The sequence below is a fragment of the Carnobacterium sp. 1290_CSPC genome (assembly GCF_001053265.1).
In the GTDB taxonomy this organism is placed as follows: Bacteria; Bacillota; Bacilli; order Lactobacillales; family Aerococcaceae; genus Aerococcus; species Aerococcus urinaeequi.
This window is the reverse complement of the sequence record NZ_JVVG01000082.1, coordinates 1-22711: the sequence shown is the minus strand read 5'-3', so window position 1 is coordinate 22711 and position 22711 is coordinate 1. Positions and strand designations below refer to the sequence as shown.

Sequence of the window (22711 nt, the reverse complement as noted above, 5' to 3'; positions counted from 1 at the left end):
AATTGAGTCTATGTCAGAATCTAAAGAAGCCTTATTTCAGGCCTTATTAGGACAAATTCATTGGAACGATGAAAACACGGCTATCCAAAATGGTTGGTTAGAAAATGTCGTGGTCCATACCAAATCAAGGTTGTGGCAATTTAAAATTGGCTTACCAACACGTATAGATGCCGCGACTTTCTTAACCTTTGAAGAACACTTGAAAAAGGGTTTCGACCATGTTGGGGCAGTGGACTTTTCAATTGAGGTTGCTGACCAAAGCCAACCAGCAAATCAAGCTGTCCTAGACTACTGGCCAATCATAGTTAACCGGTCTGGTATTTCAAACGGGATTGCTAAAGCCACTTTCCAAGGGCAATTACCCTCATTTGAAAATAACCGCTACTATATTCGCGTGGACAATCAACCATTAAAACAACTCATTCAAGAAAACTACCTTGAAGTTATCAAACAAAATTACCAAATGGTCGGATTTCCTAAGGTGCCGTTTGAAATTATTATCGATGATGAAACGGCCAAAGACCGGCGTGATGTCTTTGTAGAGCGGGCCAATGAATTAGCTGAACAACAACAAGAAATGGCCAAAAAAGCAGCTGAAAAACAAAAAGAAATGGCTGTTGCTGGCAATAATGGTCAAGCAATTAAAGTGGACAAAATTCAATTAGGCAAACATATCCCCGTTGACGACAAATTAAGAGCCATGAATACTTACGTTGAAGAACAACGGTTTGTATCCATGGAAGGTGTAGTCTTCGATGTTGAAGTTAAAATATTAAAAACCGGCCGTCGCATTTTAAATGCCAAAATTTCGGATTATAGCTCAGCATTCTTAATTCAAATGTTTTCTAGAACGGATGAAGATATCGCCATTTTTGACGCCATCCGCAAGGGTATGTGGTTGCGAGTTCGCGGTGATTTGCAAATGGATGACCGTTTTGCCCGTGACCTAGTCCTAAATGTTCGCGACTTGGAGCAAATTACCAAGGCTAAACGCCAAGATAATGCTGACAAGAAGCGGGTTGAATTACACGTTCACACCAATATGTCCATGTTGGATGCGACTAATTCAATTTCCGATTTCACCAACCAAGCTAAAGATTGGGGACATACAGCTATTGCGGTCACTGACCATGCAACCCTGCAAGCTTATCCAGAAGCATCAGGGGCGGCTAAATCCACTGGTTTGAAAATGATTTACGGTGTTGAAGCCAATATCGTGGATGATGGCGTCCCTATCGCCTACAATCCGGACCATATCGAATTAAAAGAAGCAACCTATGTCGTATTCGATGTGGAGACTACTGGATTATCAGCTATTTACGATAACATTATCGAATTAGCGGCCGTTAAAATGCAGAACGGTAATGTGATTGATACTTTTGAGGAGTTTATTAATCCAGGACGACCACTCTCGGCTACTATTATTGATTTAACGGGGATTACTGACGCCATGTTAGCCAATACCCGGACTGAAAAAGAAGTGATTACGGACTTTAGAGAATGGGTTGGGGACGCTATTTTAGTGGCCCACAATGCCAGCTTTGATATGGGCTTTATTGATACAGCTTACAACCGACATGGTTTTGACAAGTCCCATAACGCCGTAATCGATACCTTAGAAATGTCTCGTTTCTTGCATCCAAACCTGAAATCGCATCGTTTGAATACCTTGGCCAAACGCTATAATGTGGCCCTAGAGCAGCATCACCGGGCTGTATATGATGCGGAAACCACAGGTGCCTTAGCCTGGATTTTTATCAAAGAAGCAGCCACTGACCATGAGATTTTCTACCATGATGAGTTGAACAAAGATGTTGGTAAAGGGGACGCCTTCAAGCAAGGTCGACCATTCCACGCCATTTTGCTGGCTAAAAACCAAACAGGGTTAAAAGACCTATTCAAATTGGTATCTGCGTCAAATATCGACTATTATTACCGAGTACCTCGAATTCCGCGGTCACTCTTATCTAGTCACCGAAAAAACTTGCTAGTCGGTTCAGCCTGTGCAGGCGGTGAAGTATTTGAAGCTTTAATGCAAAAAGGGAAGGTTGAAGCAGAGCAAAAAGCTGGCTTCTACGACTACTTGGAACTCCAACCAAAGGCAGTTTACAAACCTTTGATCTTAGATGAATTGATTCAAGATGAAGAAACGCTTGAAAAAATCATGAAAGATATGCTTGAAATTGGGAAATCGGTCAACAAACCTGTTGTTGCAACAGGAGATGTCCATTACCTAAATGAAGAGGATAAATTGTATCGGGAAATTTTAATTAATTCGATCAAATCTAACCGGACCAAAAACTTCCCAGAAGCTCATTTCCGTTCAACTGAAGAAATGTTGCGAGAGTTTGCTTTCCTAGGCGAGGAAACGGCATACCAAATTGTCGTTGAAAATTCCAATGCCATTGCAGACAGCATTGAGTTTGTGGAACCTTTGAAAGACAAATTGTATACACCAACAATTGAAGGGGCGGAACAGGAACTGACAGATATGTCATTTGAAAAAGCCCATGAAATCTACGGTAAAGAACTACCAGAAATCGTAGAGGCTCGCTTAGATAAAGAATTGAAATCTATTATCTCCAATGGATTCTCGGTTATTTACCTGATTTCACAAAAACTAGTGAAGAAATCGAATGACGACGGCTATATCGTTGGTTCCCGTGGGTCAGTAGGGTCCTCATTTGTAGCGACTATGTCAGGGATTACGGAAGTAAATCCGCTGGCGCCGCATTATGTTTGCCCGAATTGCCACTATAGTCATTTCTTTACTGATGGATCGGTGGGGTCTGGGTTCGACTTGCCAGATAAATCTTGTCCTGAATGTGGGACTAACTTGGATAAAGACGGACAAGATATTCCATTTGAAACCTTCTTAGGATTTAAAGGGGACAAGGTACCTGATATCGATTTGAACTTCTCTGGAGAATACCAAGCCCGCGCCCATGCCTACACTAAAGTCCTTTTCGGTGACGACCACGTTTTCCGGGCGGGAACAATTGGTACAGTCGCGGATAAAACAGCCTTCGGGTATGTACTAGGTTACGACCAAGATAAGAATTTAAATCTTCGAAAAACCGAGAAAGAATTCTTAGCCAAGGGTGCAACAGGCGTTAAACGGACAACCGGTCAGCATCCAGGGGGAATCATTGTTATCCCTGAAAATATGGATGTATATGACTTTACCCCAATTCAATTCCCGGCTGACGACGTGGAATCTGAATGGAAGACGACCCACTTCGATTTCCATTCCATCCATGATAACGTCTTGAAATTAGATATCCTTGGGCACGATGACCCGACTATGATTCGTAAATTACAGGATTTATCCGGCATCAATCCAACCGAAATTCCAATCGATGATCCAGAAGTATATGAATTATTCAATGGGACAGAAGTTTTAGGTGTTACCAAAGAACAAATCTATTCCAACACTGGTACATTAGGCATTCCCGAGTTTGGGACCCGATTTACCCGACAAATGCTTGAAGCAACCAAACCTTCAACCTTCGCCGAACTACTGCAAATCTCCGGATTATCGCATGGTACAGACGTTTGGTTAGGTAATGCCGAAGTACTTGTCCGTGAAAAAGGGCTACCGCTAAGTGAAGTTATCGGTTGTCGTGATGATATCATGGTTTACTTAATCCATCGTGGTCTACCTGAATCAGACGCCTTCCAAATAATGGAGAAAGTTCGTAAAGGCAAGGGGTTATCTGACGAACATAAGGCCATCATGCGTGAATACGACGTGCCGGAATGGTATATGGATTCATGTGAAAAAATCAAATACATGTTCCCGAAAGCCCATGCCGCTGCCTATGTATTGAATGCCATGCGGGTAGCTTGGTTTAAAGTGAAACATCCAATTTGGTACTACTGTGCTTACTTATCAGTACGGGCGAGTGACTTTGACCTTGTATCCATGTCGAACGGGAAAGAATCGACTAAGGCCAAAATTAACGAAATCAATGCCAAAGGAATGGAAGCTTCTACTAAAGAAAAACAATTGTTAACAGTCCTTGAGATTGTAAACGAGATGTGGGAACGTGGCTTTACCTTAAAAATGGTTGATATCAATAAATCTCATGCAACTGAATTTATTATTGAAGAGGACAATACTTTGATTGCACCTTTTAGAGCCATTGACGGTTTGGGTACAAACGTGGCCAAATCTATTGTTGCAGCACGTGAGGAATCACCGTTCTTATCAAAAGAAGACTTACAAACTCGTGGTAAAGTGTCTAAATCATTGATTGAATACATGACAGAGAATCATGTATTAGATGGTTTACCAGACCAAAACCAATTATCACTATTTGATTTTTAAAAGCGCAAAACAGGATTACCTATCATCTTGAAAGGTAATCCTGTTTTTTTGAGCGTTATTTTTTGTTGTATCTATCAGATTATGTTAACATAATATTGTATGCATCATTTTTAAGTGAATCCGTTCGCTTAACCGCAATATTCGCAACAAATCACACGCCAGTGTTATGTTTATTTGTTGCTTTTTTCAATGTATATTGATTATTTAAAAGGAGGAATTCTATGCAGCTATTGCTAGATAAGTTTAAAGAAGTGATATCTTCTGTCTTACCTATCGTCATCCTTGTATTCGCGCTAGCATTTACCCTGGTTGATGTGCCAGGAGATATGATGGCGAGATTTGCAATTGGTTCAATCCTATTAACACTAGGACTGACCATTTTCCTATTCGGGGTAGATATTGGTATGACGCCAATTGGGAATTATTTAGGTGATTCGATTATTCGATCAAGTTCCCATTTAATCGTACTATTATTATCATTCTTTATAGGGTTTTCGATTACCGTAGCCGAACCAGACCTATTAATTTTGGGCCAGCAAATTTCTGATGCAACGGGTGGCGTTTTAGGGTCACAAACCATTGTTGTCGTTGTATCAATAGGTGTGGGGGTTATGATCGCCCTTGCTGTTTACCGGGTAATGAAAGATGTCGCCTTGAAGTGGTTCTTCCTAGCCGTTTATGCGGTCATTACTTTATTATCAATTTTCGTAGATTCTACCTTCCTAGCGATGTCATTTGATGCCTCTGGTGCAACGACTGGTGCCTTAACTACACCATTCGTATTGGCCTTAGGTACCAGTGTTTCCGCTAAAAAAGGTGGTAAAGGGGCTGAAGATGATTCCTTTGGTTTAGTAGGTGCCATGTCAACAGGACCAATCTTAGCCGTGATGATTATGTCACTAGTTCAAAGTTCATCTTTCCAAAATTCTGATGAAGCTTACCAATATACTGAAGGGATTATCCGTCCGTTTATCGCAAATATTGGTCATACTGTTCAAGAATCAGTAGTTTCACTTATTCCAATTTTAATCCTATTCGCAATAGTGATTTATTTTTATAGAAGAATCAATAAAGGTGAATTACGCCGTATTGCTGTTGGGGTTGTCTATGTCTTGATTGGTTTAACTTTCTTCTTAATCGGGGTTAACCAAGGATTTATGGATATGGGTCGTTACTTAGCGACTGAATTAGCCACTAACCACGAAGCCTTACTACCATGGATTGGTCTTGTGATGGGGCTAGTTGTTGTATTAGCTGAACCAGCTGTACACGTACTTGGGGACCAGGTTGAAGACGTGACAGGTGGACATATCCCTAATAAGTTGTTATTATTCTCCTTGTCGATTGGTGTAGGGTTAGCCGTAATGATGTCAATGCTTCGTATTATGGTACCAGGCGTTGAATTGTGGCACTTCCTATTGCCAGGATTTGGCTTATCAATATTATTAAGCTTTTACGTACCCAACCTGTTTACAGGTATCGCCTTCGATGCTGGTGGGGTAGCATCTGGTCCGATGACAGCGACATTTATCTTGGCCTTTGCTCAAGGTGTAGCCGATACGTTACCGCAAGCAGATATATTAGTAGATGGTTTCGGTATCATCGCAATGGTGGCAATGACCCCAGTGTTGATGGTTCAAATCCTAGGTTTAATCTATAAATTACGCGTTAAAAACAATAAAGCAATTGGTGAATAAGGGGGTTAATTGATGACTGTAGAATCAGTGGCGTTTTTCGCTATTGTAAACCATGGTTTTGGGCAAAAAGTACTTAAAACTGCCAAAGAGCATGGAACCGGTGGTGGCACCTTAGTCCTTTGTGATGGCACCATTCCAAATAAATTCCTTAACTTGATGGGACTTGATGAATCTAAGAAAGAATTGATGATTACATTAGCTCCTAAGGAATTCGAAAGTGACATTCACGAAAAAATCACTGAGAAAATGAAATTAGACAAGAAAGGCTTGGGTATCCTGTTCTCAGCAGATACATCAAGCGTTTGTGGTAGTCGTTTATTTAATCGGGCATTTGAAGAAAAAGGTGAAAATATGAGTGAGTATCAACTATTAGTATCAATTGTCGACCGCGATTCAGGTGATGATGTTGTTGCAGCTGCCCGTAAAGAAGGCGCTAAAGGTGCAACCATTCTTCACGGTCGTGGAACAGGGACAACTGAAATCTCTAAACTATTCAATATTGAAATTCAACCAGAAAAAGAAATCGTTCTGTTAGTAGTTGAAGCTGAAAAAGTCCATCCAGTATCTGAAAGTATTCGTACCGCAATGGACTTAGATCAACCAGGTAGCGGTGTTGTCTTTTCAATTCCAGTTAACCAAGTTACAGGTTTGGTTCAGAACTTGTAAAAATCGCTTGATAGCAACAATTATTGCGAATCAAGCTCCCATATGTTATACTGTCTAAGTAGAAAGAAGACAGTGGTGGAGTGAGCGGTGACGCTCACTTTTTTCATGGTAATAAGGTGAAAGTAAGAAAAGCGAGGGGAAATATGGCTAAAGTAACAGACCAAATGCAAGAAATCGTTCAACCAATAATTGAAGACTTAGGCTTTATATTGTTTGATATCGAATTCGTTAAAGAAGGGAAATCTTGGTTCCTAAGAATTTACGTGGATAAACCAGGTGGTGGCATCGCAATAGAGGATTGTGTCACAGTTAGTGAACATATTTCTGAAGCTGTTGATCAATTAGAAACAGACCCAATTCCACAAGCTTATTACCTTGAAGTATCTTCTCCAGGTGCAGAACGTCCATTGAAAAATGATGACGATGTGCAAGCTGCAATCGGTGAATGGGTATTCTTGTCATTCTATCAAGCCATTGATGGTCAAAAAAATATTCAAGGCCGTCTACTTTCTGTATCAGATGATGCATATGAAGTTGAAACAAAAGACAAAACACGTAAAGTGGCAGTCACTGTAGAAAAATCAAATGTATCGTTAATCAGATTGGCCATTGAATTTTAAAATTTATCATTTTTGAAAGAGGGAATTTAGATGAGTAAAGAAATGTTAAGAGCCTTCGAAGCGCTTGAAGATGAAAAGGGCATTTCAAAAGAAGTTATTTTAGAAGCTTTAGAAGCTGCTTTAGTTTCAGCTTATAAACGTAACTACCAACAAGCGCAAAATGTCGAAGTAAACTTTGACGTAAAAAAAGGTAGTATAAAAGTATTCGCAGTGAAAGAAGTTGTTGATCTGGTAATGGACTCACAACTTGAAGTATCGCTTGAAGATGCTCATGACTTAAACAGTGCATATGAAATTGGCGACAAGATCAAATTTGAAGTTACGCCTAAAGATTTCGGTCGAATTGCTGCACAAACCGCAAAACAAGTGATCATGCAACGAGTTCGTGAAGCTGAACGTTCAATTATCTACAACGAATACATTGATTATGAGGATGATATTTTAACTGGTATAGTCGAACGCCAAGATCGTCGTTATGTTTACGTTAGCTTAGGTAAAATCGAAGCCGTTATCCCACCAGAAGGTCAAATTCCTAATGAAACCTTCCAACCACACGAGCGTGTACAAGTTTACGTAGAACGTGTTGAAAATACGACTAAAGGGCCACAAGTCTATGTCTCTCGTAGCCACCCAAGTCTATTGAAACGTCTATTTGAACAAGAAGTACCTGAGATTTTCGACGGTACTGTTGAAATTAAAGCCATCGCCCGTGAAGCTGGTGATCGTTCTAAAGTAGCGGTTGTATCAAACGACGCGAATATCGATGCAGTAGGTACTTGTGTTGGACCTCGTGGTTCGCGTGTACAACGTATTGTAGACGAATTAAAAGGTGAAAATATGGATATCGTTCAATGGTCAGACGACATGGCAACCTTTATTTCAAATGCTTTAAACCCAGCTGATGTATTATCTGTTCACTTTGTACCAGGTGAAACGTCATGTGTGGTTGTCGTACCAGAAAACCACTTGTCATTAGCTATTGGTAAACGTGGCCAAAATGCGCGTTTAGCGGCTAAATTAACAAACCACAAGATTGATATCAAATCTGAAGCTGACTTTGAAGCCTACGTACAAACAGAAGAGTACGCAGAACGTTTTGCTGAGAAAGAATTAGTCGACGAAGACGTTGATCCAATTTTAGCTGAAGATATTGAAACTGTTGAAGATTACGAAGCAGTGACAGAAGGATCAACTTCAATTGATGAAGAGGATTTATTAGCTATTGATGACCTTGAAGAAGGTAATGTTGGTCCAGAAGCAATTGAAGATCAGATTGATGATATTGAAGGCGAAGACAACGACATTATTGGTGATGAACCTTTAATTGGCGAAGAAGATTTAGACCAACAAGAGCGTTTAAACGAAGAAGGCTAAGATTAGGTGGGATCAAACATGAAACAACGAAAAATTCCTATGCGAAAATGTGTTGTGACAAATGAAATGTTTCCTAAAAAAGAATTAATTAGAATTGTTCGTAATCCTGAAGGGGTTGTTGAAATTGACCCGACAGGTAAGAAAAATGGGCGCGGCGCATATGTATCCCTCGATCCTGAAGTTGTACAAAAGGCTTGGGATAAACACATGTTAGATAGACACTTAAATGTATCCATTTCGGATGATTTTTATAGTGAATTGAAAGCTTATGTTGCCCATCAAAAAGCCAGAAAAGAGCTTTTTGAAAATGAACAATAATAAGTTGAATTTGTTAGGTTTGGCGCAAGCAGCGAGTAAACTCGTTTCAGGTACTGAAACTGTCATGAAAACTATTCAGCAAGAGACGGCTGTTTTAGTGGTCATGGCTACTGATGTCAGCGAACAAACAAAAAAGAACATAGAGAATAAATGTGCTTTTTATGAAGTGGAATATGTTCAGATGTTTACAACTGAAGAAATTTCAATTGCTTTAGGTAAAAAGAGGTCGATAGTCGCCCTCTTAGACCGCGGGTTTGTGAAAAGCTTTAAAAAATAATTTAGATTTTTACGTATATTTTTACATCAAATAGGAGAGTAAAAAGTATGAGAGATTAGTAGAATAAGGAAGGTGATGACATGTCAAAAAAACGTGTCTACGAAGTTGCTAAGGAAATTGGCATATCAAGTAAAGAGTTATTGAATGCTGCAGAAAAAGCAGGTTTTGAATATTCAAGCCATATGGCATCAATGACTGATGACGAAGTAAACAAGCTAAAAAGTAGCTTTGCAAATAAATCAGCAGGTAAGGAAGACAACAACAATCAGCCAGCGAAAGCAACTGAAAGTCAACCAACTAAGAAAGCTGAAAATAAGCCTGCAGAAAAAGGTTCAGCTAAATCAGAACCTGCTAAAGCAAACGCTAAGCAAAACCAGCACCAAAACAAGTCGCAAAATCGCAATAACCCAGCAAAAGAGAATAAAAATATGAATAATCAAAAAAATAATTTTAAAAATAATAGCAATAACAAAAATGGCGGATTTAAAGGTAAAGGCAAAAAAGGGAAAAAAGGTCGTTTTAATAATGACCAAAACCGCCCTCAAGGCAACCCAGTACCACCAAGAAAGAATAAGCCACTTCCAGAAAAAGTGGAATATACTGAAGGTATGACTGTAGCGGATATTGCTAAAAAAATTCACCGTGAGCCAGCTGAGATTATCAAAAAACTATTCTTGATGGGTATACCAGCTACACAAAACCAAGCGTTAGATAAAGATGCTATCGAGTTAATTCTTGAAGAATATGGTGTAAAGGCTGAAGAGAAAGTTATTGTTGACCAAGCAGACTTTGAACATTACTTTGAAGAAGCTAAGAATGCAGACGAGGAAGATTTAGAAACTCGTCCAGCAGTTGTAACCATCATGGGGCACGTTGACCATGGTAAAACAACTTTACTTGACTACTTACGTAACGCTCAAGTTGTAGACGACGAAGCGGGTGGTATCACACAACATATCGGTGCCTACCAAGTACGTGAAAATGACCGTTTAATTACTTTCCTAGATACACCAGGACATGCGGCCTTCACGACAATGCGTGCGCGTGGTGCTGATGTAACGGATATCGTTATCCTTGTAGTAGCAGCTGATGATGGTGTAATGCCACAAACCGTTGAGGCGATTAACCATGCCAAAGCAGCGGGTGTACCAATTATCGTTGCAGTAAACAAAATCGATAAACCAACAGCTAATCCTGATCGAGTAATGCAAGAGTTAACTGAATATGGCCTAATTTCTGAAGAGTGGGGCGGGGACACAATCTTCGTAAATATCTCAGCTAAATTTGGTCAAAATGTAAGTGACTTACTAGAAATGATTTTATTAGTTTCAGACGTAGAAGAATATAAAGCTGTACCAAACCGTTTAGCTTTAGGTTCTGTAATCGAAGCGCGTCTTGACCCATCTAAAGGTGCTATTGCGACATTATTAGTCCAAGAAGGGACATTGCGTGTTGGGGACCCAATTGTTGTTGGTGATACACATGGACGTGTCCGTGTAATGACTAATGATACTGGTCGCCGTATCAAGCAAGCTGGCCCATCAACACCAGTTGAAATCACTGGTTTACAAGAATCACCACAAGCTGGTGACCGCTTTGTAGCCTTTGATGACGAAAAAACAGCCCGTGCTGTTGGTGAAGAGCGTGCGAGCCGTGCCTTACAAGAACGTCGTCAAGCAAACCATGCTGTAACCTTAGACAACTTATTCGAAACGCTACAAGAAGGCGAATTGAAATCAGTTAATGTCATTATCAAAGGGGACGTTCAAGGTTCTGTTGAAGCCTTAGCTGGAAGCTTGAAAAAAATCGAAGTTGAAGGTGTTAAAGTAAATATCGTTCACCAAGCAGTTGGTGCAATCAACGAGAGTGATATTACTTTAGGTCAAGCGTCACAAGCCTTAATCATTGGTTTTAACGTTCGTCCTACACCACAAGCTAAATTACAAGCAGATGCTGATGAAGTAGAAGTACGTCTTTACAACATCATTTACGATGCAATTAATGACGTAGAATCAGCGATGACAGGTATGTTAGATCCTGAATTCGTTGAAGAAGTAACTGGTACTGTACAAGTTCGTGAAACTTACAATGTATCTAAAGTAGGTACAATCGTTGGTGGTTACGTATTAGATGGTACAATCTACCGTAACTCACAAGTTCGTATCATCCGTGATTCAATTGTCATCTATGATGGTCAATTAGGTTCGTTACGTCGCTTTAAAGATGATGTGAAAGAAGTATCTCGTGGATTTGAACTAGGTCTTACAATTGAAAACTACAACGATATTAAAGTAGATGACGAAATTGAAGCATACCGTATGGTTGAAGTGAAGAAAAAATAGAGGTGATACACAATGGCAAAATTTAGAGCTGAACGTGTAAGTCAAGAGATCCTTCGCGATGTTAATGACATATTGAGAAAGACTGTTAAAGACCCCCGCGTTGAAGGTGTTACAATTACTGATGTAGAAGTTACTGGTGACTTACAGCAAGCAACTATTTTCTACACTACATTGAGTGAATTAGCCAGTGAACGTGAAAAAGCGCAAAAAGGTTTGGAAAAATCTAGTGGTTTAGTTCGTTCTGAAATTGGTAAACGCCTAAACATCTATAAAACACCAGAAATATTCTTTGAACGTGACCGTTCAATTGAATATGGTAACCATATCGACCAATTGCTAGCACAATTAAACAAAAAAGACGATTTTGATAGCATGTCTGACGCTGAGTCAGATAAGTTAGTCGATTAATAAGTAGAAAGGCCCCGGGAATTATAGCAAGTATGCTGTAATTCTTGGGGCCTTTTTTGTTGTTTGTGAGGTTGATTTTTAGAATAAATCTTCGAAATGTGGTGGGAAAATGCTGATATATAGACCTTTAGCGTGGTGAAATATACCTATTTTTCAAAAAAAAATTGTTACATACAATGTCATAATTATAACTTATTAAAATATGCAAGAATTGATGAAAGTGCTGTAAATGTTGTCATACTGGGAAAACGTTGAATTGTAATAATTGAGATGAAAATATTAAAAATTACAAAACATTTCAGTCCATTTAAAGCCCCTTAACGAATGGGTTTATAGGGTTTTCTTTTGAATCCATACCGTGTAGTATATTGCATGTAGTCGAAACAGTGGCTAAATAAACAGCTAAGCAATAGCTAAACAAATAAGGAGTTTTACTTAACATGAAATTTAACAAAACTATTTTAGGAACAACATTTGCATTGTCAGCATTATTTGCGACAGCAGGCTTTAACACTGAAGATGCTAAAGCAGCAGAATGGACAGCACGTAGCGTTGAAGAAGTTTCAGCTGATATGCAAGCAATTGATGAAACAACTTCTGAGTATACAGTAGTATATGGCGATACTTTATCAGTAATCGCTAACGCAGTTGGTGTTGATGTGAACACATTAGTACAAATCAACGAAATTGAAAATGCTGATTTAATCTTCCCATCTAACTCTATCTCATTCACTAAAAATGATGAAGGTGAAGTAAATGAAGTTGTCGTAGAAGATACAAACAATAAAAAAGATACTTATAAAGTAGAGGAAGAAACTGTTGAGAAAACTGAAACAGTTGAAGAAGTAGAAGAAACAACTGTAGAACCAGTTGCATACGAAGCTGAAAAAGAAACAGCAACTGTACAAACAACTTCATATGAAGCAGAAGAAACAACTGAAGAAACATCTTCAACTTCTTCATACTCAGCAGCAGAAGAAATCCCTTACCAAGTATTGCAAGTAGTAGAAACTGAAGCTGGTCCGAGCTACTCTGAAAAAGCAGCAGTATTCTCTGTAATTCTTAACCGTGCAAACTCAGGTAACTGGGGTGGTACTTCATTATCGGCAGTAGTTAACGCATCTGGTCAATTTGAAGTTGTTTCAAACGGTATGGCAGCTAGCGCTACAGTATCAGAACAAACTTACCAAGCTGTTAACGATGTATTAACTAACGGTGTAACTACATCAGCTGAATCATTCCGTGCTTCAGGTGACGGCGTGACAAACACATTCTTCTAATTTAAATTCAAATATAATAAACAAAAAAATCGGGAGAGCTCCCGATTTTTTTGTTTATTATTTTTTGCAAGATCGATATTAAAGAGTATTGGTTTGTTTAGTTGAGTTTCATCGTTCTAATAATAGAAAAACCACCTAATTATTTGTTTACGAATAACGCGTTAAAAAAATAGAGAGTTAAACTAGGATTCAAATGATTATCTAACGTGTATTGCTCTGTGCATTCTATTATAGAAAGGTTGAGAATAAGGCTAAAATAGATAGTCCACCTTGTGTCAATATAATTTTTTTACTACTAGTGAAGCTACCATATGTGGCCACTAAAATAATGTAGACAAATATCATACGAACAATCTCAATAGAAGCGCTACTGAAAAATAATGCATATAATAGCCCTAAACCAATGAGACCATTATATATTCCCATATTTTTAAATAAGGTATTCAATGAACTTCCTTTCAACTCATCTCTTTCCATATTAAATATTCTACTTGTTTGGGCTGACGTGGTAGTAATAGTTTGTATATACATGATATAAAAGAATTCTAAAGCGACTAAAAGAGTTAATAAAGTTGTTGTAACTGACATGGTTAATCTCTCCCCTTAACTGACGAAGTAATCTTCTTTTTTTAAATATAAAACATTTTTATGAATTTTCAAAGGATTAATACGTGCAATGTTAAGCTATATAAACATGAACACTAAAGAAGGGAAATTAAAGAATTCTATAGTTTAAGGGTAAAAAAAAGCTGTAACTCATAAATAGCAACAACCTAATAATTTTTTTATTTGAATGCGCCCGGAGGGAATCGAACCCCCATCATAAGAACCGGAATCTTATGTGATATCCATTACACTACGGGCGCAAATTTTTGTATATTTTGCTTAAAAAACAATAACAGGATTATTATAGCCTAGTTTTTAGTCAAATTCAAGCGTTTATAGGAATCTGGTAGCGTCAATTGTTATTAACAATTGATAATGTCTTAGGTATTAACTAGAGAAAATGTCTCGTTTTTCAAGTCATGAAGGCCAGCTATTGGGCAGAATGAACCTTCTATGCTAAAATGATAAGGCAAATCAAAAAAGTCATATTCGTTGACCAATTTTGACCATAAAGGTATAATACCAATATACAAGTTTAAAAGGAGGACATTTAAATGAATTTAGTACCAACAGTTATTGAACAATCTTCTCGCGGTGAACGTGCTTATGATATTTACTCTCGTTTATTAAAAGACCGTATTATTATGTTGAGCGGGGAATTCAATGACGATTTAGCCAACTCAATCATTGCCCAATTATTATTCTTAGATGCACAAGATCCAGATAAAGATATCTACCTATACATTAATTCACCAGGTGGTTCTATAACTTCAGGTATGGCAATCTATGATACTATGCAATTCGTACATGCAGATGTACAAACAATTGTAATGGGTATGGCTGCATCAATGGGGTCATTTATTGCGGCTGCCGGAACCAAAGGTAAACGTTTTGCTTTACCAAATGCTGAAATCTTAATCCACCAACCTTTAGGTGGTGCGCAAGGACAAGCAACTGAAATTGAAATTGCAGCACGTCACATCTTGAAAACAAAAGAAAAAATGAACCGTCTATACTCTGAAATGACTGGTCAACCTGTAGAAGTGATTGAACGCGATACCGACCGTGACAACTGGTTAACTGCAGAAGAAGCTTTAGAATATGGTTTATTAGATCAAATCATGACTAAAAACGATGAATTAGAAAAATAGTTAATCAATTTTAAGTCTAGAGAAGTGGGGTAAAACCTGCTTCTTTTTCTTTAAGGCGTTCGATATAGCCCGTGGAAATGTCCTTAAATATATATTCTTTGTAAGGCGTAATAGCTGTCATTGCAGTATAGGAGAAAAGTGGGCTTAAAAGCTTGCAAGCGGATAAATTTATTGGTATGATTACTTTTGTAAAGAGATGTGATTCGAAGGAATCAAATTTTTTTACCGGAGGGTGGTCAAAAAAAGACACGCTGGACAATAAAAGTCCAAGTGTTTTTGCGCTCAACGTTTTTGTACTAGGAAAGTGGGGACTATGGACGAATTATTTAAAAGTATTACTGAAGTAGTGCCGGAAGTTCAGAAGACCTATTTTGAGAGAATTAGCGTATTACAGCGGATTTTCAAAGATGGTCCGATTGGTCGGAAGGGACTAGCTGAAAAGTTAGGAATTACCGAACGACCGCTACGTACAATTACAGATGTTTTGAAACAACAAGGTCTCATTGATTCTTCTCCCGCAGGTATGACAATTACGCCAAAAGGGGAACGAGCAATTGCTACAGGTCAAGACTTGTGGCGTGATACAAATAAAATTCATCTACAAGAAAAATATTTGGCTGATGTGCTCAACATAGCAGATGCTCGAATTGTTTCAGGAGATATCGACCAAGATCAACATATTCTGTTTGAAATGGGTCTACAAGTTTCAAAATACTTAGACACGAATTTACCAGCGGGGAATCATACGATTGCTGTTACTGGTGGTTCAACTATGCTAGAGGTGAGTGAACATGTTCAATTAGCACCTTCTGCTGACAGACACTTTACTGTTGTCGCAGCCAGGGGTGGGATCGGAGATGCTTCAGCAACCCAAGCCAACACAATTAGCGATATTCTAGCGCAAAAGTTATACGGTCATAATATTTCCTTATATGCTCCTGAGAATTTATCAGAGGTGGCAAATATGGCTTTAATGAATGATCCTGTGATTCAATCAACTTTAAAGCGGTTAAAAGAGGCTAACATTTTACTTTTTAGTGTTGGTAATGCTAAAATTATGGCAAGGCGTAGGGGACTTGATTTAGAAAGTTCATCTAAGATTAAGAGTAACCACGCTGTAGGGGAAGTGTTCGGGTGTTTCTTTGATAAGGAAGGGAACATAGTGCATCGAATCCCTAGAATCGGTCTTCAACTTGAAGACTTGGCAGATATTGATTTGCCAATTCTGATTGCTGGAGGCAGTGTAAAAGCAGAAGCAATACAGGCTTTTGCGAAACTCGCACCTAAGCAGTTAGTCGTTATAACTGATCAAGGTGCCTCAAATATGGTTTTAAATGGGGAATCCCATTAAAATAATTTTGTATTCCATTAAGGAGGAATTTTGTAGTATGGCAATTAAATTAGCAATTAACGGTTTTGGTCGTATCGGTCGTTTAACTTTACGTCGTATCTGGGAAGAAAATGAATCAAATGTAGAAATCGTGGCAATCAACGATTTAACAGACAACGAATTCTTAGCTTACCTATTAAAATATGATACAGCTCACGGTACTTTCAACCACGATATCGAAACTACTGAAAATGGTATTTCAATCGATGGTAAAGAAATCACTGTATACTCTGAACGTGACGCAAACGATTTACCTTGGGGTGACTTAGGTGTTGATATCGTTCTAGAATGTACTGGTTTCTACGCTACAAAAGAAAAATCTCAAGCACACATCAACGCTGGTGCTAAAAAAGTTATCATCTCAGCTCCTGCTGATGCTGAAACTAAAACAATTGTTTACGGTGTAAACGAAGATATCATCGAAGCTGAAGATAAAATTATCTCTGGTGCTTCATGTACTACTAACTGTTTAGCTCCTGTAGTTAACGTGTTAGAAAAAGAATTTGGTATCAAACATGGTTTAATGTCAACAATCCATGCTTACACTTCTACACAATCATTACAAGATGCACCTAACGGTAAAAAAGGTAACTTCCGTAACGGTCGTGCAGCTGCAGAAAACGCTATTCCAGCATCTACTGGTGCAGCAAAAGCTGTAGGTCGCGTTATTCCTTCAGTTAACGGTAAAGTTGACGGTACTGCTATCCGTATTCCTATCGTTACTGGTTCAATGACTGAGTTCTACTCAACATTAAACACTAAAGTTACAGTTGAAGAAGTTAACGCTGCTATGGAAAAATACGCTAACCCATCATTCTTATACAACACTGATGAAATCGTATCTTCTGACATCGTTGGTGTTCCAGCTGGTTCAATCTTCGACGCAACTCAAACTAAAGTTATCGAATCTGAAGATGGCCAATTAGTTAAAACTGTTGCTTGGTACGATAACGAAGCTGGTTTCGTTTCTCAATTCGTACGTTTAATCGAATTCTTTGCTGCTAAACAATAATTCATTGTTTAAAAGTAAAATCAGTTGAATTTGGGCGGGAAGCTTCGCGCTTCCTGCCCTTTTTTATTGGTTAACAACTTAAGATAAGGAGTGCTATTTTAATGGCTAAGAAAACTGTAAAAGACATCGATTTAAAAGGTAAAGTAGTTTTAGAACGTGCTGATTTTAACGTTCCAATGGACAAAGACCTTAATATTACTGATGACAACCGTATCGTTCAAGCATTACCAACTATTGAGTATATTCTTGAGCAAGGTGGTCGTTTAGTATTATTCTCTCACCTTGGTAAAGTGAAAACAGAAGAAGACAAAGCTTCTAAATCTCTACGCCCAGTTGCAGAACGTTTATCTGAAAAATTAGGTAAAGAAGTTACTTTCGTAGCGCAAACTCGTGGTCAAGAATTAGAAGATGCTATCGCTAACCTTAAAGATGGCGAAGTATTAATGTTTGAAAACACTCGTTTCGAAGATGTAGACGGTAAGAAAGAAAGCAAGAACGATCCTGAATTAGGTAAATACTGGGCTTCATTAGGCGACGTATTTGTTAATGATGCATTTGGTACTGCTCACCGAGAACATGCTTCTAACGTTGGTATCTCAAACAACATCGAAGCTGTTGCTGGTTTCTTAATGGAAAAAGAAATCCAATTCTTAGGCGACGCTGTTAACGAACCAAAACGTCCATTCGTTGCAATCTTAGGTGGTGCGAAAGTATCTGACAAGATTTCAGTAATCGAATCATTACTAAACAAGGCTGACAAAGTCTTAATCGGTGGTGGTATGGCTTATACATTCATGAAAGCTCAAGGTTACGAAGTTGGTGGCTCTTTACTTGAAGAAGACAAAATTCCATTGGCTAAGGACTTAATAGAACGCGCAGGCGACCGTTTGGTATTACCAGTAGACTTTGTTGTAGCTGATGCTTTTGACAACGATGCAAACACTGATGTTGTTGATGTTGACGGTATCCCGGCTGACTGGCAATCACTTGACATAGGTCCTAAGACTGTTGAGTACTACGCAACACAAGTTGCAGATGCTAAAACTGTTGTTTGGAATGGCCCAATGGGTGTATTCGAAATGCCAAGTTTCGCAAAAGGTACTAACGGTGTTGGTGAAGCTATCGCTAACTTAACTGATGCAACAACTATCATCGGTGGTGGTGACTCTGCTGCAGCTGCCTACCAATTAGGTTTAGCCGACAAATTCTCACACATTTCTACTGGTGGTGGGGCATCATTAGAATTCTTAGAAGGTAAAGAATTACCTGGTATCGCTGCAATCGCGGACAAATAATTTTCGTAAATAAATTGAGTAAAACTTTTCGTAAAGGAGTTTTTAATATATGCGTAAGACATTAATCGCTGGTAACTGGAAAATGAATAAAACAGCTGCTGAAGCTCACGAATTTGTTGCTGCACTTAAAGAAGGTTTCCCACAAACGGATGCTGAATCTTTAATCGCACCACCAGCAATCTACATTGAAAAATTAATCGAAGAAGTAGCAGGTACTGACATCCAAATTGGTGCACAAAATGTTCACTTTGAAGATGAGGGTGCTTTCACAGGCGAAATTTCTCCGCTTGCTTTAGAAGCATTAGGCGTACCTTACGTTATCATCGGTCACTCAGAACGTCGTGAATTATTCGGTGAAACTGATGAAGATGTACGTAAAAAAGCAGCAAGCATTTTCAGCCACAACATGACACCAATCATTTGCTGTGGTGAAACTTTAGAAACTCGTGAAGCTGGTCAAGAAAAAGAATGGGTTAGTGGACAAATCCGCGCTGCTCTTGAAGGTTTAACTGCTGATCAAGTTGCACAAGCTGTAATTGCTTACGAACCAATCTGGGCAATCGGTACTGGTAAAACAGCTTCTGCTGATGATGCACAAGATATGTCAGCACACATCCGCGATTTATTATTTGAAATCGCTGGTAAAGAAGCAGCAGACCAAACACGTATTTTATACGGTGGTTCTGTTAAACCAGCTAACATTGCTGAATTGCTTGAAAAAGAGGACGTTGACGGTGCGCTCGTAGGAGGAGCTAGTCTTGATGTTACTTCTTACATCGCATTATTAAATGGAGGTAAATAACACATGTCTAAATCACCCGTAGCTATTATTATCTTAGATGGATTCGGTTGGAGAGAAGAATCATATGGTAATGCTGTAGCACAAGCAAACAAACCAAACTTTGACCGTTACTGGAATGAATTTCCACATGCTACAATGAAAGCTTCTGGGTTAGACGTTGGGTTACCTGATGGACAAATGGGTAACTCTGAAGTTGGCCATACAAATATTGGTGCTGGCCGTATTGTATACCAAAGCCTAACTCGAATCGATAAAGCTATTGAAGATGGTGAATTTGCTGAGAACGAAGCATTAAATGGTGCTTATACTCATGTAACTGACAACCATTCAGCTCTACACATCTTCGGATTATTATCTGATGGTGGGGTACACAGCCACTTACGTCATATCGAAGCATTGATTAAAGATGCTAAAGCTAAAGGTGTTGAAAAATTATACCTACACGCTTTCTTGGATGGACGTGACGTTGATCCACATTCAGCGCCAGGTTATATTGAATCACTTGAAAAAGTAATGGCCGAAGAAAACTTAGGTCAAATCGCTTCAATTTCTGGACGTTACTATGCAATGGACCGTGATAACCGTTGGGAACGTGTACAAAAAGCTTATGATGTTATCTTTAACGGTAAAGGCGAAACTGGCAACAATGCAATTGAAGTTGTAAATGCTAATTACGCTAAAGACGTTACTGATGAATTCGTTGAGCCGACAGTAATTGTTGATGCTAACGGCAACCCAGTAGGCCAAGTAGCCGATAATGATGCTATCATTTTCGCTAACTTCCGTCCTGACCGTGCTATCCAACTTTCAGACGCTGTAACAGCAACTGAATGGGATAACTTCGATCGTGGAAATGTACCAGCAAACGTTAAATTTGTATCAATGACTAAATACAAAGATACAATTCCAGCTGATATCGCTTTTAAACCAATCGCATTGAAAAATGTTCTTGGCCAAGTGCTATCAGATAACGGCTTAAACCAATTACGTATCGCTGAAACTGAAAAATACCCTCACGTGACATTCTTCATGAATGGTGGGGCAAATGACGAGTTTGAAGGTGAAAAACGTATTTTGATTAACTCACCTAAAGTAGCGACTTACGACTTAAAACCTGAAATGTCTGCTTACGAAGTAACAGATGCATTAGTTGATGAGATTGAAAATGACCGTCAAGATGCGATTATCTTAAACTTCGCTAACCCAGATATGGTAGGTCACTCTGGTATGTTAGAGCCTACTATCAAAGCGATTGAGGCTGTTGATGAATGTTTAGGTCGCGTTGTGGATGCCTTATTAGCTAAAGACGGTAAAGCCATTATCTTTGCTGACCACGGAAACGCGGATACAGAATTAAATGAAGATGGTTCACCAAATACGGCGCATACGACAGTACCGGTGCCATTAATTGTCACTGAAAAAGGTATTGAATTACGCACTGATGGTCGTTTATCCGATGTTGCGCCAACAATGTTAGATCTATTGAACGTTGACCAACCAGATGAAATGACCGGTGAAACTTTAATTAAGCGCTAAACAATGAATATCCGTGTCTACCAATCGGTGGGTATGGTATAATACGAATGTAACAAATTTAAAAATTATTTTGAATTTAAAGGAGAGAAATTATGTCTGCAATTACTGATATTTATGCACGCGAAGTCTTGGACTCACGTGGTAACCCAACTGTAGAAGCTGAAGTTTACACTGAAGCTGGAGGTTTTGGTCGAGGAATCGTTCCTTCTGGAGCTTCAACTGGTGAACATGAAGCCGTTGAATTACGTGACGGAGACAAAGAACGTTACTTAGGTAAAGGTGTTCAAAACGCTGTAAACAACGTGAACAACGCTATCGCTGATGCAATTATCGGACTTGACGTAACTGATCAAATCGGTATTGACGCTGCTATGATCGAATTAGATGGTACAGCTAACAAAGGTAACTTAGGTGCTAACGCTATCTTGGCTGTCTCAATCGCTGCTGCACGTGCTGCTGCTGATGAATTAAACATCCCGTTATACAACTACTTAGGTGGTTTCAACGCTAAAGTATTACCAACACCAATGATGAACATCGTAAACGGTGGTTCTCACTCAGATGCACCAATCGCTTTCCAAGAATTCATGATTATTCCAGCTGGTGCTTCTTCATTTAAAGAAGCTTTACGTTGGGGTGCTGAAACTTTCCACGCATTGAAAAAAATCTTATCTGGTCGTGGTTTAGAAACTGCTGTTGGTGATGAAGGTGGATTCGCTCCTCGTTTTGACGGTACAGAAGATGCTGTTGAAACTATCATCCAAGCAATCGAAGCTGCTGGTTACAAACCAGGTGAAGACATGTTCTTAGGTTTCGACTGTGCTTCTTCAGAATTCTTTGAAGATGGCGTTTACAACTACGCTAAATTCGAAGGTGAAGGCGGAGCTAAACGTAATGCTGAAGAACAAGTAGCATTCTTAGAAGAATTAGTTGCTAAATACCCAATCATTACTATCGAAGATGGTATGGATGAAAATGACTGGGACGGTTGGGCATTATTAACTGAAAAATTAGGTGAAAAAGTACAATTAGTTGGTGACGACTTATTCGTAACAAACACTGAAATTTTAGAACGCGGTATTACTAACCACGTTGGTAACTCAATCTTAATTAAAGTTAACCAAATCGGTACTTTAACTGAAACTTTCAACGCTATTGAAATGGCTAAACGTGCTAACTACACAGCTGTAGTATCTCACCGTTCAGGTGAAACAGAAGATTCAACAATCTCTGATATCGCTGTTGCAACTAACGCTGGTCAAATCAAAACTGGTTCATTATCACGTACTGACCGTATGGCGAAATACAACCAATTATTACGTATCGAAGATGAATTAGGCGATTTAGCTGAGTACCAAGGTCTAAACGCTTTCTACAACTTAGAAAACAAATAATTTCTCTTAAATTAGGGCAACTTATTGCACCAATTTAGGTCGCTATGACACTTTCGAATATTCAGACAGTTAACATCCTAGCGCAGGTACTTCGGTATCTGTGCTTTTTTTGGTTCTTTTACAAATAGTGTTGGTAAATAATTTCAAAGCACGCGAATACGTTTTTTAGTTTTTAATAATAATTAAGAAATCAATAAAGTTAAATGCCATGCA

At 38.8% G+C, this 22711-nt stretch carries 18 protein-coding genes and 1 tRNA gene; 17 read left to right on the top strand and 2 right to left on the bottom strand.

All coding sequences use genetic code 11. The features are described 5' to 3' along the window. The first annotated feature begins 10 nt into the window (after positions 1-10). The 10 genes from AC973_RS07395 (at position 11) to AC973_RS07350 (ending at position 13312) form a co-directional block, all read left to right on the top strand. On the top strand, positions 11-4330 hold the full coding sequence (locus AC973_RS07395) for a PolC-type DNA polymerase III (protein WP_048729203.1): 4320 nt from the start codon (positions 11-13) through the stop codon (positions 4328-4330). A gap of 221 nt (positions 4331-4551) precedes the next feature. Beyond that, positions 4552-6027 (top strand): DUF1538 domain-containing protein, encoded by a 1476-nt coding sequence (locus AC973_RS07390; RefSeq protein ID WP_048729201.1) that lies wholly within the window; start codon positions 4552-4554, stop codon positions 6025-6027. A gap of 12 nt (positions 6028-6039) precedes the next feature. Continuing rightward, a complete protein-coding gene (locus tag AC973_RS07385) occupies positions 6040-6693 on the top strand; it encodes a P-II family nitrogen regulator (protein WP_048729199.1) in 654 nt (217 codons plus the stop codon). Between the two features lie 143 nt (positions 6694-6836). Beyond that, complete coding sequence (gene rimP / locus AC973_RS07380) at positions 6837-7313, top strand: ribosome maturation factor RimP (RefSeq protein ID WP_026465958.1); 477 nt, start codon at positions 6837-6839, stop codon at positions 7311-7313. A 30-nt stretch (positions 7314-7343) separates the two neighbouring features. After that, positions 7344-8687, top strand: a complete 1344-nt coding sequence (gene nusA, locus AC973_RS07375; protein ID WP_048729197.1) for a transcription termination factor NusA — start codon at positions 7344-7346, stop codon at positions 8685-8687. 18 nt (positions 8688-8705) lie between these two features. Further along, positions 8706-9005, top strand: coding sequence for an RNase P modulator RnpM (gene rnpM / locus AC973_RS07370; protein WP_026465960.1), 300 nt, complete (start codon positions 8706-8708; stop codon positions 9003-9005). Further along, positions 8995-9282, top strand: coding sequence for a L7Ae/L30e/S12e/Gadd45 family ribosomal protein (locus tag AC973_RS07365; protein WP_016897462.1), 288 nt, complete (start codon positions 8995-8997; stop codon positions 9280-9282). The genes rnpM and AC973_RS07365 overlap by 11 nt, the downstream gene beginning before the upstream one ends. 80 nt (positions 9283-9362) lie before the next feature. Beyond that, positions 9363-11624: a translation initiation factor IF-2 gene (infB, locus tag AC973_RS07360; protein WP_048729195.1), complete on the top strand. Its 2262-nt coding sequence runs from the start codon at positions 9363-9365 to the stop codon at positions 11622-11624. A 12-nt stretch (positions 11625-11636) separates the two neighbouring features. Then, the gene (gene rbfA, locus AC973_RS07355) at positions 11637-12032 is read left to right on the top strand and encodes a 30S ribosome-binding factor RbfA (RefSeq protein WP_016897460.1); all 396 of its coding nucleotides are present in this window, start codon (positions 11637-11639) and stop codon (positions 12030-12032) included. Positions 12033-12472: 440 nt separating this feature from the next. Continuing rightward, entirely contained in the window at positions 12473-13312 is an 840-nt protein-coding gene (locus tag AC973_RS07350; RefSeq protein WP_048729193.1) for a cell wall hydrolase, read from the top strand. 228 nt (positions 13313-13540) lie between these two features. Here AC973_RS07350 and AC973_RS07345 read toward each other — a convergent pair whose 3' ends face one another. Further along, complete coding sequence (locus AC973_RS07345; RefSeq protein ID WP_048729192.1) at positions 13541-13900, bottom strand: DUF1304 domain-containing protein; 360 nt, start codon at positions 13898-13900, stop codon at positions 13541-13543. A 206-nt stretch (positions 13901-14106) separates the two neighbouring features. Further along, positions 14107-14178: transfer RNA gene (locus AC973_RS07340), tRNA-Arg, on the bottom strand. A gap of 294 nt (positions 14179-14472) precedes the next feature. On the opposite strand from AC973_RS07340, the gene clpP reads away from it, so the two are divergent. The 7 genes from clpP (at position 14473) to eno (ending at position 22498) form a co-directional block, all read left to right on the top strand. Then, positions 14473-15069 (top strand): ATP-dependent Clp endopeptidase proteolytic subunit ClpP, encoded by a 597-nt coding sequence (gene clpP / locus AC973_RS07335; protein WP_003140760.1) that lies wholly within the window; start codon positions 14473-14475, stop codon positions 15067-15069. Between the two features lie 313 nt (positions 15070-15382). Beyond that, positions 15383-16420 carry a sugar-binding transcriptional regulator gene (locus AC973_RS07325; protein ID WP_048729190.1) on the top strand — a complete coding sequence of 346 codons (1038 nt, stop codon included), beginning with the start codon at positions 15383-15385 and terminating at the stop codon, positions 16418-16420. Between the two features lie 37 nt (positions 16421-16457). Then, a complete protein-coding gene (gene gap, locus AC973_RS07320) occupies positions 16458-17471 on the top strand; it encodes a type I glyceraldehyde-3-phosphate dehydrogenase (RefSeq protein ID WP_016897456.1) in 1014 nt (337 codons plus the stop codon). Between the two features lie 101 nt (positions 17472-17572). Beyond that, the gene (locus AC973_RS07315) at positions 17573-18766 is read left to right on the top strand and encodes a phosphoglycerate kinase (RefSeq protein WP_048729189.1); all 1194 of its coding nucleotides are present in this window, start codon (positions 17573-17575) and stop codon (positions 18764-18766) included. 49 nt (positions 18767-18815) lie between these two features. Next, a complete protein-coding gene (gene tpiA, locus AC973_RS07310; protein ID WP_003143084.1) occupies positions 18816-19568 on the top strand; it encodes a triose-phosphate isomerase in 753 nt (250 codons plus the stop codon). 3 nt (positions 19569-19571) lie between these two features. Next, a complete protein-coding gene (gene gpmI / locus AC973_RS07305) occupies positions 19572-21104 on the top strand; it encodes a 2,3-bisphosphoglycerate-independent phosphoglycerate mutase (protein WP_048729188.1) in 1533 nt (510 codons plus the stop codon). Between the two features lie 92 nt (positions 21105-21196). Then, a complete protein-coding gene (eno, locus tag AC973_RS07300; protein WP_016897452.1) occupies positions 21197-22498 on the top strand; it encodes a phosphopyruvate hydratase in 1302 nt (433 codons plus the stop codon). Positions 22499-22711: the final 213 nt, after the last annotated feature.